At 69.2% G+C, this 18,136-nt stretch carries 22 protein-coding genes and 1 pseudogene; 6 read left to right on the forward strand and 17 right to left on the reverse strand.

The annotated features are described in order from the left end of the window. Positions 1-2: 2 nt before the first annotated feature. On the forward strand, positions 3-887 hold the full coding sequence (gene folP / locus ACGF7Y_RS33185) for a dihydropteroate synthase (protein WP_393240881.1): 885 nt from the start codon (positions 3-5) through the stop codon (positions 885-887). Then, positions 884-1,822 carry a glucosyl-3-phosphoglycerate synthase gene (locus ACGF7Y_RS33190; protein WP_062974573.1) on the forward strand — a complete coding sequence of 313 codons (939 nt, stop codon included), beginning with the start codon at positions 884-886 and terminating at the stop codon, positions 1,820-1,822. Before folP ends, ACGF7Y_RS33190 begins: the two co-directional genes overlap by 4 nt. Before the next feature lie 31 nt (positions 1,823-1,853). Here the strand turns inward: ACGF7Y_RS33190 and ACGF7Y_RS33195 are convergent, their stop codons facing one another. The 9 genes from ACGF7Y_RS33195 to sigE all read right to left on the reverse strand — a co-directional run bounded on the left by ACGF7Y_RS33195 (position 1,854) and on the right by sigE (position 8,877). Then, positions 1,854-2,189: a hypothetical protein gene (locus ACGF7Y_RS33195; RefSeq protein WP_393240884.1), complete on the reverse strand. Its 336-nt coding sequence runs from the start codon at positions 2,187-2,189 to the stop codon at positions 1,854-1,856. A 225-nt stretch (positions 2,190-2,414) separates the two neighbouring features. Next, positions 2,415-3,491 carry an XdhC family protein gene (locus ACGF7Y_RS33200; protein WP_393240887.1) on the reverse strand — a complete coding sequence of 359 codons (1,077 nt, stop codon included), beginning with the start codon at positions 3,489-3,491 and terminating at the stop codon, positions 2,415-2,417. A 93-nt stretch (positions 3,492-3,584) separates the two neighbouring features. After that, complete coding sequence (locus ACGF7Y_RS33205; protein ID WP_393240890.1) at positions 3,585-3,920, reverse strand: hypothetical protein; 336 nt, start codon at positions 3,918-3,920, stop codon at positions 3,585-3,587. Positions 3,921-3,941: 21 nt separating this feature from the next. Next, complete coding sequence (locus ACGF7Y_RS33210; RefSeq protein WP_393240893.1) at positions 3,942-4,490, reverse strand: hypothetical protein; 549 nt, start codon at positions 4,488-4,490, stop codon at positions 3,942-3,944. A gap of 364 nt (positions 4,491-4,854) precedes the next feature. Continuing rightward, positions 4,855-5,712: a hypothetical protein gene (locus ACGF7Y_RS33215; protein ID WP_393240896.1), complete on the reverse strand. Its 858-nt coding sequence runs from the start codon at positions 5,710-5,712 to the stop codon at positions 4,855-4,857. Between the two features lie 52 nt (positions 5,713-5,764). Then, positions 5,765-6,181, reverse strand: coding sequence for a Sec-independent protein translocase protein TatB (gene tatB / locus ACGF7Y_RS33220; protein WP_040869494.1), 417 nt, complete (start codon positions 6,179-6,181; stop codon positions 5,765-5,767). A 33-nt stretch (positions 6,182-6,214) separates the two neighbouring features. Beyond that, the gene (locus tag ACGF7Y_RS33225; RefSeq protein WP_393240899.1) at positions 6,215-7,753 is read right to left on the reverse strand and encodes a trypsin-like peptidase domain-containing protein; all 1,539 of its coding nucleotides are present in this window, start codon (positions 7,751-7,753) and stop codon (positions 6,215-6,217) included. A gap of 10 nt (positions 7,754-7,763) precedes the next feature. After that, positions 7,764-8,156: a hypothetical protein gene (locus tag ACGF7Y_RS33230; protein WP_393240902.1), complete on the reverse strand. Its 393-nt coding sequence runs from the start codon at positions 8,154-8,156 to the stop codon at positions 7,764-7,766. Between the two features lie 61 nt (positions 8,157-8,217). After that, the gene (gene sigE / locus ACGF7Y_RS33235; RefSeq protein ID WP_357036291.1) at positions 8,218-8,877 is read right to left on the reverse strand and encodes an RNA polymerase sigma factor SigE; all 660 of its coding nucleotides are present in this window, start codon (positions 8,875-8,877) and stop codon (positions 8,218-8,220) included. 277 nt (positions 8,878-9,154) lie between these two features. Between sigE and ACGF7Y_RS33240 the strand changes: the two genes are divergently transcribed. The 3 genes from ACGF7Y_RS33240 (at position 9,155) to ACGF7Y_RS33250 (ending at position 10,563) form a co-directional block, all read left to right on the forward strand. Then, positions 9,155-9,787 (forward strand): O-methyltransferase, encoded by a 633-nt coding sequence (locus ACGF7Y_RS33240; RefSeq protein WP_373283906.1) that lies wholly within the window; start codon positions 9,155-9,157, stop codon positions 9,785-9,787. Positions 9,788-9,862: 75 nt separating this feature from the next. Further along, the gene (locus tag ACGF7Y_RS33245; protein ID WP_393240906.1) at positions 9,863-10,096 is read left to right on the forward strand and encodes a hypothetical protein; all 234 of its coding nucleotides are present in this window, start codon (positions 9,863-9,865) and stop codon (positions 10,094-10,096) included. A gap of 242 nt (positions 10,097-10,338) precedes the next feature. Beyond that, positions 10,339-10,563 (forward strand): hypothetical protein, encoded by a 225-nt coding sequence (locus tag ACGF7Y_RS33250; RefSeq protein ID WP_393240909.1) that lies wholly within the window; start codon positions 10,339-10,341, stop codon positions 10,561-10,563. Positions 10,564-10,576: 13 nt separating this feature from the next. Here ACGF7Y_RS33250 and glgC read toward each other — a convergent pair whose 3' ends face one another. Beyond that, on the reverse strand, positions 10,577-11,791 hold the full coding sequence (gene glgC / locus ACGF7Y_RS33255) for a glucose-1-phosphate adenylyltransferase (protein WP_357036297.1): 1,215 nt from the start codon (positions 11,789-11,791) through the stop codon (positions 10,577-10,579). Positions 11,792-11,928: 137 nt separating this feature from the next. Here glgC and glgA point away from each other — a divergent pair, with 137 nt between their 5' ends. Further along, positions 11,929-13,083 (forward strand): glycogen synthase, encoded by a 1,155-nt coding sequence (gene glgA / locus ACGF7Y_RS33260; protein WP_393240931.1) that lies wholly within the window; start codon positions 11,929-11,931, stop codon positions 13,081-13,083. A 9-nt stretch (positions 13,084-13,092) separates the two neighbouring features. Here the strand turns inward: glgA and ACGF7Y_RS33265 are convergent, their stop codons facing one another. The 7 genes and pseudogenes from ACGF7Y_RS33265 to ACGF7Y_RS33295 all read right to left on the reverse strand — a co-directional run. After that, the gene (locus ACGF7Y_RS33265; RefSeq protein WP_393240912.1) at positions 13,093-13,968 is read right to left on the reverse strand and encodes a putative RNA methyltransferase; all 876 of its coding nucleotides are present in this window, start codon (positions 13,966-13,968) and stop codon (positions 13,093-13,095) included. Continuing rightward, positions 13,969-14,136, reverse strand: a complete 168-nt coding sequence (locus ACGF7Y_RS33270; protein ID WP_011211259.1) for a DUF3117 domain-containing protein — start codon at positions 14,134-14,136, stop codon at positions 13,969-13,971. Positions 14,137-14,277: 141 nt separating this feature from the next. Further along, on the reverse strand, positions 14,278-14,871 hold the full coding sequence (locus ACGF7Y_RS33275; protein WP_040869482.1) for a DNA-3-methyladenine glycosylase I: 594 nt from the start codon (positions 14,869-14,871) through the stop codon (positions 14,278-14,280). Beyond that, positions 14,868-15,188, reverse strand: coding sequence for a DivIVA domain-containing protein (locus tag ACGF7Y_RS33280; protein WP_040869480.1), 321 nt, complete (start codon positions 15,186-15,188; stop codon positions 14,868-14,870). Before ACGF7Y_RS33280 ends, ACGF7Y_RS33275 begins: the two co-directional genes overlap by 4 nt. A 51-nt stretch (positions 15,189-15,239) precedes the next feature. After that, a complete protein-coding gene (locus ACGF7Y_RS33285; RefSeq protein ID WP_063051087.1) occupies positions 15,240-16,376 on the reverse strand; it encodes an Mrp/NBP35 family ATP-binding protein in 1,137 nt (378 codons plus the stop codon). Positions 16,377-16,395: 19 nt separating this feature from the next. Then, on the reverse strand, positions 16,396-17,259 hold the full coding sequence (locus tag ACGF7Y_RS33290; protein WP_393240919.1) for a lytic transglycosylase domain-containing protein: 864 nt from the start codon (positions 17,257-17,259) through the stop codon (positions 16,396-16,398). A 113-nt stretch (positions 17,260-17,372) separates the two neighbouring features. Beyond that, positions 17,373-18,136: pseudogene (locus tag ACGF7Y_RS33295) on the reverse strand (lytic transglycosylase); the annotation flags it as partial.

The following is an 18,136-nucleotide window of genomic DNA, read 5'->3' on the forward strand; positions in this document are numbered from 1 at the left end:
ACATGTTCAGCTCGACCGCGGCGCCGCTTCCCACGCTGTGCGGCAGGCCGGTGGCGACGGATCGAGCGCTGGTGATGGCGATCGTGAATCGCACGCCGGACTCGTTCTACGACCGCGGCGCCACGTTCACCGACGCGGCGGCGATGGAGGCCGTGGCGCGCGCGGTGGACGAGGGCGCCGACCTCGTCGACATCGGCGGGGTGAAAGCCGGACCGGGCGATTCGGTGGACGCGGCCGAGGAGACGCGCAGGGTGGTGCCGTTCGTCGCGGCCATCCGCGCGAAGTACCCGCAGCTACTGATCAGCGTCGACACCTGGCGTGCCGAGGTGGCGCAGGCGGCGGTGGGCGAGGGGGCGGATCTGATCAACGACACCTGGGCGGGCGCCGATCCCGATCTCGTTCCGGTGGCCGCCGCGCACGGCGCCGGTGTGGTGTGCAGCCACACCGGTGGCGCGGTGCCGCGCACCCGGCCGCATCGGGTCCGCTACGCCGACGTGGTGGGTGAGGTCACCGAAACCGTGGTGCAGGCCGCGGAGAACGCGCTCGCGGCCGGGGTGCGCCGGGATTCGATTCTGATCGATCCGACGCACGATTTCGGCAAGAACACCTATCACGGGCTCGAACTGTTGCGCCGAGTCGACGTTCTTGTAAAAACCGGATGGCCAGTCTTGATGGCGCTGAGCAACAAGGATTTCATCGGGGAGACTTTAGGTGTCGGTCTTTCCGAACGGCTGGAGGGCACATTGGCGGCAACAGCATGGTCGGCGGCGGCCGGCGCCCGAGTCTTCCGTGTCCACGAAGTCGCCGCGACCCGGCGGGTCGTGGACATGATCGCCGCGATCCAGGGCATCCGGCCCCCCGCACGAACCTTGCGAGGTCTGGCATGACATTTCAACACCGTGAGCCCGCCTGGGCGACGACCCATACCTGGGACACCCCGAACTGGCGAGTGGACGAACTCGTCCGCGCCAAAGCCGGGCGCACCGTGTCGGTGGTGCTGCCCGCGCTGAACGAAGAACGGACCGTGGCCGACGTGGTGGCCAGCATCCGGCCGCTGCTCGGCACGCTGGTCGACGAGCTGATCGTGCTGGACTCCGGGTCGACCGACGCCACCGCGGAGCGCGCCCGTGCGGCGGGCGCCGAGGTGATCAGCCGCGAGCAGGCGGTGCCGGAGCTCGAGCCGGTCCCGGGCAAGGGGGAGGTGCTGTGGCGCTCCCTGGCGGTGACCAGCGGTGATCTCATCGCTTTCGTCGACTCCGACCTGATCGACCCGGATCCCGCCTTCGTCCCGAAGTTGCTCGGTCCGTTGCTCACGGTCGGCGACATGCATCTGGCCAAGGCCTATTACCGCAGGCCGCTGCGGCAAGGCGGCGCGGTGGACGCGGCGGGCGGGGGTCGTGTCACCGAACTGGTCGCCCGGCCGCTGCTGGCCGCGCTGCGACCGGAACTCTCCCAGGTTTTGCAGCCGCTCGGCGGTGAATACGCGGGCACCCGCGAACTGCTCACCTCGGTGCCGTTCGCGCCGGGCTACGGCGTCGAGATCGGGCTGCTGCTGGACACCTACGACCGGCTCGGCATGTCCGCGATCGGCCAGGTCAATTTGGGCGTGCGCACGCACCGCAACCGGCCGCTGGCCGACCTGGGGGTGATGAGCCGCCAGATTCTCGGCACCGTGCTCGGGCGCAGCGGCATCCAGGACTCCGGTGCGGCGCTGACCCAGTTCCCGCTGATCGGCGACGAGTTCACGGCGCACCGCACCGAGGTCTCCCTGATGGACCGCCCGCCGATGAACACCCTGCGGCCCGCGTGGGCGGCGGCCTGAACCGCTGCACCGTCGCGGCGCCGGGATGCGGTCAGGCCCCTTCGGCGTGTGGGTCCCGCATGTATCCCGCCTCGATCAGGGTGCGGAAGGCCGCGAGCTTGTAGACGCACTCGGCCGGTTCACAGATCCGGTGGCGTTGCATGAGTTCGTGTGCCTCCGCCACGGTCAACGGCTCGACGGGCATCTGCTGCGGCCTGCCGATCGGGCAGGTCGGTAGCAGGCGCACGGGCAGCTGGTCCGCGATCACGTGCTGGGCGACGCCGACCCGGCGCCGCCGGTTCGCCGGTCCGTACATCAATCCGATGGTGGCGACCAGGCCGGCGGCGCCGACGAGCGAGCAGAGGACGGCGATCTGGGTGGCGGTCACGGCGCTTTCTCCTCTCGGTGGGGCGGGCCGGGCAGAGCGTGGCGGGGCCGAAGCGCGAACGCACCGTCACCTACTCATGGTTAACTTTCAGCAAATTAAGTGTGAGCCGAGGCGGCGCGCCGTGCAAGAGGTAAATGGGACGCGCAACCAACGTAGTGTGCAGATTTATGGCCGGGTATGCCCGCTGGCCAGGTGGCCAACCGCCCTAGAGACAACTTTGAGCAATCAGCGGTGGATGGGCCCATCGGTGCGGTCCAGCGGCAGAGCGGAGGCCCCATCGCGTTCGGCCAGGATCTGGGCGGCGATCGAGACGGCGGTCTCGTCCGGTGTTCGCGCGCCGAGATCGAGCCCGACCGGACTGCGCAGCCGGCCGAGCTGGTCGTCGGTGACGCCCGCGGCCCGCAGGCGCTCGACGCGCTCGGCGTGGGTGCGGCGGGATCCGAGTGCGCCGACGAAGCCGATGCGCGGGCACGACAGCGCCGTCACCAGCATCGGCACATCGAATTTGGCGTCGTGGGTGAGCACGCAGACCACGGTGCGCTGGTCGATCCGCCCCGCCTCCTGCTCCTCGCCCAGATACCGGTGCGGCCAGTCCACGACGACCTCGTGGGCGGCGGGGAACCTGGTCGCGGTGGCGAAGGTCTCGCGGGCGTCCACCACCGTCACCCGGTAGCCGAGTTGGCGGCCGGTGCGGCTGAGCGCGCGCACGAAGTCGTTGGCGCCCGCCAGGATCATCCGCGCCGGAGCCGCGAAGACCTGGACGAACGTCCGGGGTCGCGGCGCGCCGTGTGCCGCGCACTCGTCGGCGCCCACCACCCCGCAGCGGCCCGCGGCCAGCAGCGCCCGCGCGTCGCGGTCGACGTCGTGCCACGGTTCGGTATCGGCGGTCGTCAGCAGTTGCCATTCCGGTGCGGCGTCCATGGTGGTCGCCACGGCGACGGGGGAGCCGTCCTCGATCCGCTGCCGTAATGCGGTGAGCAGCGGGAGTCGTTCGGGTGAGACGCGCTCGACGAACACCTCGATCTCTCCGCCGCAGCTCAAGCCCACCGCCGGTCCATCGGAGTCGGCATAGCCGAACCGGTCGGTCACCGCATGGCCGCTGCTCAGGACCTCTTGCGCCGACGCGACGACGGCCGCCTCGACGCAGCCGACGGACAGCGAGCCGTGTACGTCGCCGGAGCCGGTGACGATCATCGCCGCTCCGAGTTCGCGAGGCCCGGCGCCGGTCGTGTCCACCACCCGGGCCAGCGCGACCGGCCCGAGCGGCAGCAGGGTGAGCAGTTGCCCGAGTATCGCGCGCACCGGAATCCGATCCTTTCGGCGAGCGGGTCCAGCGCATCGGGCCCGTGTCAGCCGGCGAATATCCGCCGTACCGTAAGCCTAGTTACCGGAGACCTATCCGTCGCGGCGATGACGATGCGATAACAGCACTTGGTCCGCGCGTGCTTCGGGTCGGTCCTCGTCCTGATCCGCGGCCCCGTTTCGGGAATCGTCGCCGGTGCGGGGCCGCTCTCGTTCCGCGCGCTCGGCGTCGGGCCGATCGGCTCGCGGGTCCGCGCCCACCGGGCCGTCCGCTTCGGGTGAGGTGGCCGACTCGTTCGCCAGCCGGGCCTGAAGGTCGGCGACGGTCACGTGAGCCTTCGCCCCCGCGGGCCGCAGCAGGACACTGAGGATCAGGCCGAGCAGGCCCACCGCCAGGACGGCGCCGCCGATCAGCAGTAACGGATTCACGATTCCTCCTTGCCGGACACCTCAGGCGTCCGTTTCGCGGAGCTGTAGCTGGGACGGGACGGCGCCGGTCTCGAAGTACGCCGTGAAGATCTCGGCCGCCTGCTCGGCGGTGAAGACCTCGTCCGGATAGACCCGCGGCGTGGGCACGCAGGCCGGGACCGGCACGTCCACCCGAGGCAGTCCGAGCCGCTGACCGGGTAAGCCCACGGTGAAGCGATGCGGCATGCCCTCGACGGTGGTGCGCACCTCGAGGGTGAGCGTGTCTGCCGAGCCGGTGCATTGCAGGTACTCCCGCCCGGGAGCGGAACTGATCGCCGGGTCGATGTCCGCGGCCCGCATCGGCTCGGCGAGCCGGGTCATGTTCACCGAGTAGCGGTGGAAGCCGTCCAGCCTGTCCAGCGGTCGCAGAAAGCTGTCGATGGGCTCATCCGGGCGGAGGAAGACTCGCAACCGGTCGCTGTAGGTCACCCGGTGGGTGGTCACCGCCGGATCGCCCGTCCGGGCGGGGGCCGCGGCGCCGTGCCGCGGGCGCCGCAGCACGGAGAGAAGGGACACGGAACTCGCAGACATCGACTTTCGATCACGCATCAGAGTTCACCTATCACATGCGGTTATCGTCCAGCTATTCAATCATCCCTGTATGAACACGCTCGGACGAGGGTTGGTGACCTGTGCCACACGAGAGAATTGTGGCCGGTGTGATGCTCCTGACTCGCCACGACCAGGTGATCGGTGGAATAGTTCGCGGCATGTTGGAGTGTCCACTCGCCGTCCACCGTCCGGATTTCTGGCCGTGGATGGGCTCAACTACGATGTCCGCATATTTGCTGAATGTCGTTGGGCGCGTGGAGCCGGCGCGCGGGTGATCACAACCGCTGGTAGGGGCGGGTCCGACGCCGGTCTCCGACAACGGAGGTCGAGCGAGATAGGTGAGTCAGCGGCGCACACCCGTTGCGGGCGATCTGTTTTCGGGGTCGTGGCGGTAGACCGGCGTGAGCAGGTCGGCTTCCAGGGGTTCACCCGTGGCACGGTCGAAGCGACAGGCGATCAGCACCGAGAACAGGTGATTGCTCGCTCGTTCGTGCAGCGTGGCCAAGCGGGTGGCGAGTAACCGGATGGCGCCGAGCGAGCCGGGCGGATGCATGCCATCGATCATCAATACACTGCCCCGCCCGTCGGGCCGGGGAAGTCTGCCCAGGTAGGCGATGTCGTGCGGTTCCGGTCCGCCCGGCCGGTAGACCCGCCGAGCCGCCCGGTCCTCGATTCCCCGGCGCGCGTCCCCCACCCTCGCCACCGCGCGGCGCAAGCGGGGATCGGCGGCCACCAACTGGCGCAGGCTCGGAGACAGTTCCGGACCGCCCAACACGATCAGGCCGTCACGTCGCAGGTCGATCGGGCGGCCCGGTAGGAAATGCTCGACCGCTACGCCGAAGCCGAGTTCGCGCAGGAGTTCGGCCAATCGCTGTGGTGCGGCGGGATCGGGCGCGCCGATCACGCGCCCGGCGCGCACCTCGGGGACGAGCACGGTGAGCGAACCGTGCCCGAAGAACAGTCCTTCCGGCGCGGGGCCCTGGGTACTCACCTGGTGGATGCGGGCCCGGGAAAGGCCCGCCGCCGCACCGATTCTGGCGAACGTCCAGCCTTCGGCATGGAGCTCCCGGATGACGGCACGCCGAATCCTGGTCAGTTCGTTGATGGTCTGCTGGGCTGCCGCCACCCCGTCGGTGGCCGCTTTCAGTCGCTCGACCTTGTCCTCGATCGCGAACACGCGCGCCACGTCATCGGCCGACATGTGCGAAGTCTAGACAGCTGAACAGCGCTATGCGTCTAGTCTGCTTGACGAATCAGGTGGCGTCGGTGTCGATCGGCGGACGTTCGTTGCGCTCCAACGGCTTAGCCAACTTGGGCATCGGGTAGTCCGGCATCCCGCTGTTCGTGCTGTAGAGGTCCTTCGGATCGGGCAGCGCGCTGTCGAAATCCTTGAACAGCGAATCGTCGCCGTTGAGAAGATGTTTGGTCACCATCGCCCGCGGGGTCATACCGCGCAGTTCGTTCAGGTCGGCCAGCGGCTTACGCAAATCGTCGAACTCCGGCCCGAGTTCCTGTCGCAACTGGGAAGTGGCGCCGCTCGCGTAATCGCGCACCTGCCGCAGGCTGCGCGTGGTCCAGCGCACGGCACCGGGCAAGCGCTCCGGGCCGAGGATGACGAGGGCGGCGACGAGCAGGATGACCATCTCGCTCCAGCCGATGTTGCTGAACACGTAACCAGGCTACCCGGCGATCCGGCCGCCGGGTCAGTCGGATTCCAGCGTCACCGGCACGTCCACCTGCCTGCCATCGCGGATCAACTGCACGTTCACCGTTTCGCCGATGTCGCGCGATTGCACCGCGACGACCAGTTCGTCCGGACCGGTGACCTCGCGATCGCCGACCTTCACGATCACGTCACCCTCCACGATCCCGGCCTTCGCCGCGGGACCGCCTGCCACGACGTCCGCCACCGCCGCACCGCTCATGACTTCGTTGGCCACCTGCTTGGTGCGCGCGCTCAGGCCGATCGTCGGGTGGTGCACGACGCCGTCGCGGATCAAGGTCTGGGCGACCTCGATCACCTTGTCCACCGGGATCGCGAAACCGAGGCCGACCGAGCCGCCGGTCTCGCTGCGGATGGCGGTGTTGATGCCGATCACCCGGCCGTCCATGTCCACCAGCGCGCCGCCGGAGTTACCCGGGTTGATCGACGCGTCGGTCTGCACGGCGTCGATCACGGCCTTCGTGTCGCTGCCCTCGCCCTCCAGCTTCACCGGGCGGTGCAGGGCGCTGACGATGCCGGAGGTCACCGTCTTGCTCAGGCCGAGCGGCGAACCGATGGCCAGCACATCGTCACCGACCTGGACGTTGCCGGATTTGCCGAGTTGGGCGACGGTGAGGTTCTTCACATCGACCTTCAGCACGGCCAGATCGGTCTTCGGGTCGCGGCCGACGATCTGGGCGGGCACCCGGGTGCCGTCGGAGAACTGCACCTGGATCGCGGACCGGTTGGACTTGTCCTGCGCGGCCATCGAGACGACGTGGTTGTTGGTGACCACGTAGCCGCCGCCGTCGATCACCACGCCGGAGCCGGTGGCGCCGTTGTCTCCGACGGTCACCCGGATGGAGACGACCGAGGGCAGCACGGCGTTGGCGACTTGGGCGATCATGCCGTGCGGACGGTTGCCGTCACCGGTCTGTTCGAGGGTCACCTTCCGCGAGGTGAGCGTCGAGGCGGTTTCCGCGGTCAGCCGTCCGACCAGCCCACCGACCAGGCCGATGACGACCGCGACGAGCGCGAGCAGGGCCAGCGCCTTGGGCGCGACCCGGGAACCGAACAGGACTTCGCGGGCGCTGAGCTTCTCGGCCTGCGGCAGCGTCTGCGGCTTGGGGGTGGGCACCGCGGGGGCGCCCAGGCGTGCGACCGCTTCGGGATCACGCCACGGATCGGCCGGTCCGGCCACGGCCGACGGGCCGTGGGCGGCGTCGGGGTCGCGCTGCAGGATCTCGGTGGAGCCTTCCGGGCGCCCGAACGCCTCGGCCAGCACCGCGTCGGGGGGACGGTTCTGCAGTTCGGGACCGGATTGCGGCGTCGAACCCGCCTTGCGGAGCGGCATGGGCTCGGCGAACGAACCGGATAGGCCGGACGGCCTGCGGAAGGCACGTGCGGTATGCGTGTCGACATGGGGCCGGTAGACCGGACGCGGACCGAGAACGGGTGCGTCCGGCGGACGGAGATTCCCGCGGTCGGCCGCCGAATTCGAGGTGTCGGCCGATCCGGAATTCGTCGATTCGGTGGTCACTCGGGAAACTCTACTTGCGCCACCACGTTGTCCACCGGGTCGCGGTGAACGAATCGGTCAGAAAGCCGAAAACCGCCTCGTTACGCCCGGACTGGCCGGAAGCCGACGAGGGTGGCCGGCCGCTGGACGCGCCGCCCGGCAGCTCCGCGAGCGGAATCCTGGTCAAGCTGTCGTGCAGGCCGGTCGGAATCGCGACCTGGCCCGCGTGCCGCAACGCGATGCGCGCCTGCTGCTGGGCATCGACCTCCGCCGCGCACTCGGGACACAGCGACAGGTGTTGAGCGGCACGCAGGTAGGCGTTCATCCGCAGCTCCCCGTCCACGTACGCCGCGACCGCCTCACTCGCCAGATGCTCGGTGGGGCGGAAACGAGGCGGACCGGACGTGCTGGAGTCGCCACTCATTCGGTGCTCACCCTTTCAACCGACATCGACCGAGGTTCGGGCGATGCCGGCGTCCGACGAATCACCCTATGTTCGCTTCAGCGGCGAACCGCTGCTCACTTCCATTATGCGCAAGGTAGTCGCGCAGGGCTTGACGTCCACGATGGATCCGACTGCGCACAGTGCCCAGTTTCACGCCGAGCGTAGCGCCGATCTCCTCGTAGGACAGCCCCTCGATGTCACACAGCACGACGGCCGCGCGGAACTCCGGCGCGAGCGAATCCAGGGCCGATTGCAGGTCGGGATCCAGCCGGGCGTCGTGATACGCCTGCTCCGGCCCCGGGCCCTCGGCGGGCACCCGGTCGTAGTCCTCGGGCAGCGCTTCCATCCTGATCCGGTTGCGGCGGCGCACCATGTCCAGGAACAGGTTGGTGGTGATGCGGTGTAGCCACCCCTCGAAGGTGCCCGGCTGGTAGTTCGACAGCGAACGGAACACCCGGATGAACGTCTCCTGGGTGAGGTCCTCCGCGTCCTGTGCGTCGCCGGAGAGGCGATAGGCCAACCGGTAGACCCGGTCGGCGTGCTCCCGGACCAGTTCGTCCCACGTCGGCATCGCCGACCGGTCACCGGTGGCATCGAAGGCAGCAGTCCCGCTCAGCTCGACCGCGTCCTCGACGGAGTCGGCTTCGACCGGCAGGATCTGCTCGGGCAGGGTGGCGTATTCGCGCGCCGCATCGACCATGTGGATGGGGCTACCTCCTACTAGGGACCGCAAACGTGGGGACTCGCTCCGGTCCGGGTCTTCGGACCGTCACGTACGGATACAACAGACAACCGGTATGTCGTTGTTCCCGCGTCCCGTGTTAATACACGGTCGGTTGCTCATACTCTTTCTGGTCCTGATATGGCCGGGATATGGAGATCCTGAGGGTCACCTGAGAAAACCGGCGGCGGAAATGGCGGGCGGCGCGTGTTGTCCGGAACGCCGAGATCACCCGCCCGGCGTTAGCCTCATACCCGTGGCATCGAATCTGGAGCGGAATCTCGCCTACGTGGAGGAATCCGTCGTAGAGGACGAAATCCTCATCAGCGCGCGCGAACGGGCCACCGAACTCGGCGCTGTCCCCGTGCCGCCCTCGGTGGGGGCGCTGCTGAGCATGTACGCGCAGCTGCTCGGAGCGCGCGCGGTGGTCGAGGTCGGTACCGGCGCGGGCATCAGCGGATTGTGGCTGCTCGACGGCATGCGCGAGGACGGCACGCTGACCACCATCGATTCGGAGCCGGAACATCAGCGTGCGGCCAAGGAGGCGTTCCGCGCGGCCGACATCCCCCCTGCGCGCACCCGGCTGATCAACGGACGGGCGCTGGATGTGCTGCCCCGGCTGGCCGATGGCGCCTACGACCTGGTCTTCATCGACGCGGCGCCGCTCGAGCACCCCGAGTACGTCGCCCAAGCGGTGCGCCTGCTGCGCGAGGGCGGCGCCATTCTGCTGCACAACGCGCTGCTGGGCGGGCGCGTGCCCGATCCGGCGCAACGGGATCCGGCCACTCAGGCGGTGCGCGCCGCCACCCGCGCCATCGCGGAGAACCCGGAACTCACCTGTGTACTGATTCCGGTCGGAGACGGATTGCTCTGTGCCTCACGGGGTTAGTGATTCGCGCGCGGTGTGATTCCTTCCCGGAATCCGGGGTATGCGCTGAGGAAGAACCCAGTGAGGAAAACAGTTATGCGTGAACTAAATCCCATCGAAGTAGCGGTCATGGGGGACGTGGTGACCGAACGGCGAACGAGTTGGCTGCGGCCGACTCTGTTTGCCCTGCTGTTCGTGATTCTGGGAGCCGTGCTCGTGATGGTGGTGGTTAGCAACACCGATTTCGACACCGGCCCGGAGAAAACCACTCCGCCCCCGGGACCCTGCGAGCCGTTCTGCACCCAGAACGTCGCCCCGCCCGCACAGTAATACCTCCGTCGACGGCGGCTCTCGCTCCGGCCGAATAGGCTTGCCGCCGAAGTTTTTCCGGAAATTCGGGCCAGCGCGCCCTCTTCTCCTGGCGAACGCGCCACCCGCAGGTGATCGGCGGAGTTCGCGAAAAAGCGACCTTACCGCCACGATTCGGCTCGAGCCGCAGCGCGACGCCGATGACCGACCGATACTGGTGGAGGTCAGGTTCCGAACGGATCCGGAAGAGGTGCGACGTGGTGATGATGATGTTCCTTTGGGACGAAGACGAGCGTCGTCCCAAATCGATCCATTGGGGCCGGACCATGATCGCTTTCGGCACGGTGCTTTTGTTCGCCGTGCTGATGGTCTACTTGGTGTGTACCGCCGATTTCGGTGACGCCTCGAAATCGACCGTGCCGCGCACACCGGGGCCGTGCGCGCCGTTCTGTCTCGGCCCGCAGGCGCCAGAGCCGGGGGGACCCTAGTACCGCTCGCCGGCTACACCCACACGCCTTTGCCGACCGTGACGACCCCGCCGTTGCTCACGGCGAAACGGCTGCGATCGCGCGCCAGGTCCACTCCGATGATCTCGCCTTCGCCGACGACCACGTTCTTGTCCAGAATGGCGTGCCGCACCACCGCACCGCGTCCGATCCGCACGCCGGGCATGAGCACACACCCTTCGACGGTGGCCCCGTCATCGACCATGACATTGGCACTGAGCACCGAGTTGCGCACGGTGGCGGCGGACAGGATGCTGCCCGCACCCACGATGCATTCCTGCGCCAGCCCGCCCTGGGCGAACTTGGCCGGCGGCAGGTTCTCGGCCGCCCCGCGGATGGGCCAGTGGCGGTTGTAGAGGTTGAACACCGGGTGCACCGACACCAGGTCCATGTGCGCGTCGTAGAACGCGTCGATGGTGCCGACATCGCGCCAGTAGCCGCGGTCACGGTCGGTGGCGCCGGGCACGTCGTTGTCGGCGAAGTCGTAGACGCTCGCCTGTCCGGCCGCGACGAGGGCCGGAATGATGTCGCCGCCCATGTCGTGGTCGGAGTCGGCGTTGTCCGCGTCCGCCCGGATCGAGTCGACCAGCACCTTGGTGGTGAAGACGTAGTTGCCCATGGACGCGAACGTGACGTTCGGATCGTCCGGCGTGCCGGGCGGATGCGCGGGCTTCTCCAGGAACTGCGTGATGCGGCCGGCGTCGTCACTGTCGATGCAGCCGAACGCGCTCGCCTCGCTGCGCGGCACCCGGATACCCGCCACGGTCACGCCGGCGCCGGAATCGATGTGGTGGCGCACCATCTGCTCCGGATCCATCCGGTAGACGTGATCGGCGCCGAAAACCGCGATGTATTCCGGGTCCTCGTCGTAGATCAGGTTCAGCGACTGCAGGATCGCGTCCGCGCTGCCGGTGTACCAGCGTGGTCCCAGCCGCTGCTGCGCGGGCACCGGGGTGATGTACTCGCCTGCGAAACCGGACAGCCGCCAGGTCTGCGAGATGTGCCGGTCGAGCGAGTGCGACTTGTACTGGGTGAGTACGCACAGCCGCAGGAAACCCGCGTTGACCAGGTTGCTGAGGACGAAGTCGATGAGGCGGTAGGCGCCGCCGAACGGGACGGCTGGCTTGGCGCGGTCGGCCGTGAGTGGAAAGAGTCGCTTGCCCTCGCCACCGGCGAGCACGATCCCGAGTACGTGCGGCTGGCTCCTCACACCTGCCAAACTACCGGGTGGAACGCCCGTGAGTGGCCGCCGCGGACCCGAACGTCTACTTTGGACCGGTGAGTTTCGGCACGGATGGCGGACGTTCGGCGGTGGATTCCGACGAGCGGGACCGGCTTCGCGTCGCGATGCTGACCCGCGAATATCCACCCGAGGTGTACGGCGGGGCGGGGGTGCACGTCACCCAGCTGACGGCGCATTTGCGTCACCTGTGCGAGGTGACCGTGCACTGTATGGGCGTCGAGCGCTCGGATGCCGTGGTCCATCGACCGGATCCGTCGCTACACGCCGCCAACGCCGCGCTGCGGATGATGTCCGCCCAGCTACGGATGGCCGACGCCGTGGGCGAGGTGGACGTGGTGCACTCGCACACCTGGTACAGCGGCTTGGCCGGACATCTGGCCGCGACCCTCTACGGCATCCCGCACGTGCTGACCGCCCATTCGCTGGAGCCGCGCAGGCCGTGGAAGGCCGAGCAGCTCGGCGGCGGCTACCGGCTGTCCTCCTGGTCGGAGCGCAACGCCGTCGAGCACGCCGACGCCGTCATCGCGGTGAGCGAGGGCATGCGCCGCGACGTGCTCGACGCCTACCCCGCCGTCGACCCGGCCCGGGTCCATGTGGTGCACAACGGCATCGACGGGACCGTCTGGCATCCCGGTCCGGCGACCGGTGCCGAGCCGTCGGTGCTCGCCGAACTCGGCGTGCGTACCGACCTTCCCATCGTCGCCTTCGTCGGCCGCATCACGCGCCAGAAGGGGGTCGGCCACCTGCTGGCCGCCGCCCGCGACTTCGATCCCGATATCCAGCTCGTGCTGTGCGCGGGCGCGCCGGACACGCCCGAGCTGGCGCAAGAGGTCACCGCGGCGGTGCACGAGCTGCGGCAGCGTCGCGGCAACGTGTTCTGGGTTCGCGAGATGTTGCCGACCGAGCAGATCCGGCAGATTCTCGCCGCCGCGTCGCTGTTCGTGTGCCCGTCGGTCTACGAGCCGCTCGGCATAGTCAACCTGGAGGCGATGGCCTGCTCGACCGCGGTGGTCGCCTCGGACGTCGGCGGCATCCCCGAGGTGGTCGACAGCCGCAACGGACGGCTGGTGCACTACGACGCGGGTGCGGCCGGGGACTACGAGCACGGGCTAGCCGCCGCCGTGAACGAGGTGGCCGGCGATCGAGAGCTGGCCGCCCGGCTCGGGGCCGCGGGCCGGGAGCGGGCGATCTCCGAATTCGACTGGTCGCGCATCGCGGCGCGCACGGTGGCGGTGTACGACGAGATCAGGAAGGGCTGAGCCGGGCGATCAGGCCGCCGGGCGGTAGGTGCCCACGACGACCGAAGCGGTCACTTCGACGGACTCCGGCAGCCGCGCCGGATCCGCCGCTACGGCGGCGGCGTGGTGCGCGGACGGACCCATCCCCACCACGTGCGCGACATCGGCTCTGGCGAGCGTCATCGGGTACTCCACCAGCGTCCGGTCGACCGGTTCGAAATATCCCGCCATGGCGGCGTCGAGCCTGCGGTCCTTGTCGGGGTCGACCCGGACCATGTCCAGAGGCTCGATCAGCTCGCGAAGATGACGTTCGGTGGGTGTGGCGACGACGAAGCGGCCGTCCTCGGCGAGCACCCGGGCGATCTCGCCGGGGTTGCGCGGGGCGAAGACGGAGAGTACGCAGGCCAGCGCACCGTCGCGGATCGGCAACCCGCGCCAGGCGTCGGCCAGCACCGCCGCGGCGCGCGGGTGGGCGCGGGCGCAGCGCCGGACGGCGGGTTTGGCCACGTCCAGTCCGATGCCGACGGCCGGGGGAGCGGCGTCGAGCGCCCGGGCGAGGTAGTAGCCGGTGCCCGCGCCGATCTCCAGTACCGGGCCGTTTGCCCGCCGCGTCGTGACGGCGTGCGTCACCGCGTCGGCGATCGGCGCGAAGTGCCCTCCGCTCTGGAAAGCGGCACGGGCGTCGAGCATGGCCGCGGTGTCCCCGGTCATCTTGGTCGACGCGCCGGTCAGCAAACTGACGTAGCCCTGTCTGGCGACGTCGAAGCTGTGGCCGCGACCGCAGCGCAGTGCTCGATCCCGCGGTTCGAGTGCGAGCGGCGCGGCGTCCTGGTGCGCCCGAATGCATTCCGGGCAGGCCAGGACGCCGGCCGCGTCGGCGAGGGCCGAGTGCTCAGCCGGGCCCACTCAGCTCGTGACGCTCTTCAGTTCGTCACCGAGCGCCGCTGCCTCGTCCGGCGTGAGTTCGACGACCAGACGCCCGCCACCCTCGAGTGGAACCCGCATGACGATTCCACGCCCTTCTTTGGTTGCCTCGAGGGGACCGTCCCCGGTGCGGGGCTTCATGGCCGCCATCCTCTGCTCCCTCCAGATCTGCGCGGTCTGCTGCGCACTTTCTTGGAACTCCAGTTGTCACCAACCAGTGAGCTCGCCGGCGTTTGGCGAGCTACACCCGTCCCATTCTTCCCTATCGCGGATGTGGACGGATAGCTGAGTTCAAAAAGTGACCGGTCGGCCCGTGCCGGGCCGGTCGTTGCCCACCCAGCAATCGGCCAGGTGGTCATCCACCATCCCGGTGGCCTGCATCAGGGCGTACGCCGTGGTCGGTCCGACGAACCGGAATCCGCGCCGTTTCAATTCTTTTGCCAGCGCGATGGATTCGGGTGTGGTCGCGGGCACGTCGGCGCCGCGGCGCGGGCGCGGGCGCGGCGGTGGGGCGAACGACCAGAGCAACTCGTCCAGGCCGATGTCGAGGTCGCGGGCAACCCGGGCGTTGGCGATGGCCGCGTCGATCTTGCTGCGGTTGCGGACGATGCCCGCGTCGGCCATCAGCCGGGCGACATCGTCGTCGCCGAACTCCGCGACGCGCTCGATGGCGAACCCGGCGAACGCGGCACGAAAGGCCGGGCGTTTGCGCAGGATGGTCAGCCAGGACAGGCCGGATTGAAACGCCTCCAGGCAGAGCCGCTCGAACAAGGCGTCGTCGCCGTGCAGGGGCTTGCCCCACTCGTGGTCGTGATAGTCCCGATAGAGCTGGGACTCCAGCGGCCAGGCACAGCGAACCAGCCCGTCGTCGGCCAGGGCGCTCACTTCGACTCCGGCGCGATCGGCGTCTGCCACCGCGCGGCCTGCGCTTCGGCCAGCTGGTGCTGGAGCTCATCGATCCGCGCGGCCAGCCGGGTCAGCGCCCAATCCACCTCGCCGGCTTTGTAGCCGCGCACCACCTGCTGGAAGCGCAACGCGCGCACGTCCGCCCCGGTGATCCCTTCCACCGGCAGCACGGTGGCCGTCGTCCCCTCCGGCAGCGGCCCCAGCTCCTCCGACCGCCCGAACACCGCACTGGCCAGTAAGAACAGCACCGCGGCGACCAAGCCGACGATCAGCACGTACAACAGCATGGTGAGCATGAGGTGAGCTTATTAGGGCACACCGACGGGTGGTCTCGCGCGTCGTGCTCGCTACAGATGCCGGGTGGTGTCGATACCGAGGGACATGCCCGCGAGGCCGCGGCGGCGGACGGCGAGCTTGTCCGCCACCTCCAGCAGAGCCTTGGCGGCGGGGTTCTCCGGATCGCGCAGCACGATCGGGGTGCCTTCGTCGCCCGCTTCCCGCAGCGCCTGTTCGATGGGGATCTGACCGAGCAGCGGTACGGTCGCACCCACCGCGCGGGTGAGCCGGTCGGCGACGGCCTGGCCGCCGCCGGAGCCGTACAGGTCCATCCGGGTGCCGTCCGGCAGGTCCAGCCAGGACATGTTCTCCACCACGCCCGCGATGCGCTGGCGCGTTTGCAGCGCGATCGCGCCCGCTCGCTCGGCCACCTCGGCGGCGGCCGGCTGCGGGGTGGTGACGACCAGGATCTCGGCTCCCGGGATCAGCTGTGCGATGGAGATCGCGACGTCGCCGGTGCCGGGCGGCAGGTCGAGCAGCAGGATGTCGAGGTCACCCCAGAACACGTCGGCGAGGAACTGCTGCAACGCCCGGTGCAGCATCGGGCCGCGCCACACCACGGGCGTGTTGCCCTGAGTGAACTGGGCGATCGAGATCATTTTCACGTCGTGCGCGACCGGCGGCATGATCATCCGCTCGACCTGGGTGGGCCTGGCATCGGTACCGAGCATCCGCGGGATGGAATGACCGTAGATGTCCGCGTCCAGCACGCCGACCGACAGTCCGCGCGCGGCCATGGCGGCGGCCAGGTTCACCGTGACGCTGGACTTGCCGACGCCGCCTTTCCCGGAGGCGACCGCGTAGACGCGGGTCAGCGAGCCGGGCTGGGCGAACGGGATGACCGGGTCGGCCGAGTCGCCGCGCAACTGCTTGCGCAGTGCGGTGCGCTGCTCGTCGTCCATCACGTCGAGATCGACGGAGATGGCGCCCACACCGGGCACGTCGGCGATGGCCTTGGTGACCCGCTGCTGGATCTCCGTACGCAGGGGGCAGCCCGCCGTCGTCAGGTAGATCTCCACGTGGACATCGCTGCCGGCGCCGATGACGACGCTTTTCACCATGCCCAGCTCGGTGATCGGCTTGCGGATCTCCGGGTCGTCGACCTTTGCGAGGGCACCCCGCACGTCCGATTCCGTAACTACTGGCATGGCAGGAATTTTAGGCGTGTCAAATTTTCGGCAGATCCGCGGGCCGGGGTGCGACCCCCGTGCTGTAGGAGGTCTCCCAGGCCATGACGTTCGCGACGTAGGCCATGGAGTGGTTGTAGCGCAGGATCGCTTTCGACTGTTGTGCCAGGTCACGCATATTCAGGCCGCCTTCGCACAGGTACTTCCCGGCGGTCAGGGCGGCGTCGAACAGATTCTGCGGATCGGCGATGCCGTCGCCGTTGCCGTCGCCCGCGTAACGCTTCCAGGTGTCGGGCAGGAACTGCATCGGACCGATAGCGCGGTCGTAGCCGTCCAGGCCGTCCAGTGCGCCGTTGTCGGAGTCGCGAACGACGTGGTTGCCGGTGAGCGAGCCGTCCAGCACGGGGCCGTAGACGGGGCTGAGCGGGTTGCCGTCGGCATCGGCCTTACCGCCGAAGGCGTGGGTGGACTCGACCCGGCCGATGCCGGCCAGCAGCGACCACGGCATGCCGCACACGGGGTTCTCGGCGGCCAGCACTCGTTCCGCGTTCTGATAGGCGGCGACGGCCACGCCGGGGACGCCCAGCGGCCCGGCAGGCATCGCGGCGGGTTGCCGCCCCCTCGGCAGCGCAACGGTTTTCACCACGGGCGTCGCGGTGGGCGCGGCCTTGGCCATTGCGTGCGCGAGGAATTCGGTGCCCGCGACGGGCTCGACGGCCGACTGCGGCCGGGCGCCCTGCACGTCCTGATCATCCGGCGTCTGAACCGCGGCCGCGAGCGGGACGGCGTCGCCGACCTCGGAGGCGGCGGTGACGGAGACGAGCCCAGCGGGAACCAATCCGGTCAACGCGATAACGGAACTGCGCCTGACGGTGGCAGGCGGTTGTTTTCGATGACGCCCCACGGTGTGGTGACCCTCCCATGACTCGCTGTGAGCCCTTTGTTACGGACCGAGGGAGAGGCTACCGCATCCGAGATCTTTTTGTTACTGCTTCGTGATCTGATACGGAGTTTGAATCACTGCTGGGGTGCGACCGGTGGCGCGGGCAGGGGGATGACGATGCCGAACGGCAGGGTGATTCCCGGCGGCGGCGTAGGCGCGGATTCGGCGCTGGGCGCCGGTTCGGCTTCGGGCGCCGGGGCGGGCGGGGTGGTGGTCGCGGGTTCGGTGTCGCCGCGCGGTGCGTTGTCGGGGACGGGCAGGTCACCGGGGATGGGCGCGGATTCGGTGGTGGCCAGCGTGGTATCGGGCTGAACGCATCCGGCGGCCGCCCGGTCCGGGGTGCCGGGCTGCCCGAGGGCTCCGGCGTCGGCGGGCCTGCCCGCCACGGCGGGATCGGCCGGGCCCGCGGGGGCGGCGGGGTCGCGGGGTGCGGCCGCCGCGCCGCCGTAGGGCTGCTGCGGTGCGAGCGGCACGCGTGCGGTCCCGGGTAGGTCCGGGAACGGCATCGGGGCGGGCACCGATTGTCCCGCACACGGATTCACCGGCGGTGGCGGCGGGCAGAAGATCCCGCAGGGAATGGGCGGCAGACCCGGAATCGTGATCATCACCTGGGTCGGCTGCTGTCGCGGCCGCGGGGCGGGCGCCTGGCCTGCCGCCCACGCCTGTTCGGCCGGATCGGTGGTCGGGGTGGTCGTGCGCACCGCGGACATCTCCGAACCCGGCGACAATGCTCCCGGCGGTATCAGGTCCGGCGAGATGCGCACCTGCGTAGGCGAACCCCCGGTCCGATACGCCGCCGCCCAACTCAGCACATTCGCCGCATACGCCATCGAGTTGT

The organism is Nocardia sp. NPDC047654 (assembly GCF_043205035.1).
Classification (GTDB): domain Bacteria; phylum Actinomycetota; class Actinomycetes; order Mycobacteriales; family Mycobacteriaceae; genus Nocardia.